The following is a 358-nucleotide window of genomic DNA, read 5'->3' as shown; positions in this document are numbered from 1 at the left end:
GGTCATTAGACCAGCTCAATCAGATACCCTCTCGTAGACAACTTCAAACCCGATTCCTAACTCTTCTTGTATGACCGCAAGCAGAGTCTCAGCGGCATCATCAAATTCAATATATTCGGCCGCGCTCCAAGTGCCCGGATCTGGGGGATAATCCCAGTTCAATGCTCTGTCGTGCAAGCATGTCATTTCATCCAGACGCTCAAGAGTGGTAGAGCTCAGTGGCAATTTCTCTTCAATTGGGCCCACCGAAAATCGTGCCAAAGCGGCCTCATTTCCGCACCACAATGCACCACCTCCCCATTCAAACATCAACCGTATGCGAAAAATTTCCGGCATGTGTGTGAGCTGGTCTAATGAC

The 358-nt window shown here is 49.4% G+C and carries 1 protein-coding gene; it reads right to left on the bottom strand.

Annotated elements, in window-relative coordinates:
• Positions 1-15: 15 nt before the first annotated feature.
• Positions 16-358, bottom strand: a 343-nt coding sequence (locus tag ALQ04_RS18265; protein ID WP_221033409.1) for a hypothetical protein, incomplete at its 5' end; no start/stop codon positions are given.

This window comes from Pseudomonas cichorii (assembly GCF_003700275.1).
Classification (GTDB): domain Bacteria; phylum Pseudomonadota; class Gammaproteobacteria; order Pseudomonadales; family Pseudomonadaceae; genus Aquipseudomonas; species Aquipseudomonas cichorii_B.
Note: the sequence above shows the minus strand (reverse complement) of the source record. Positions and strands in the feature narration are given on the sequence as shown.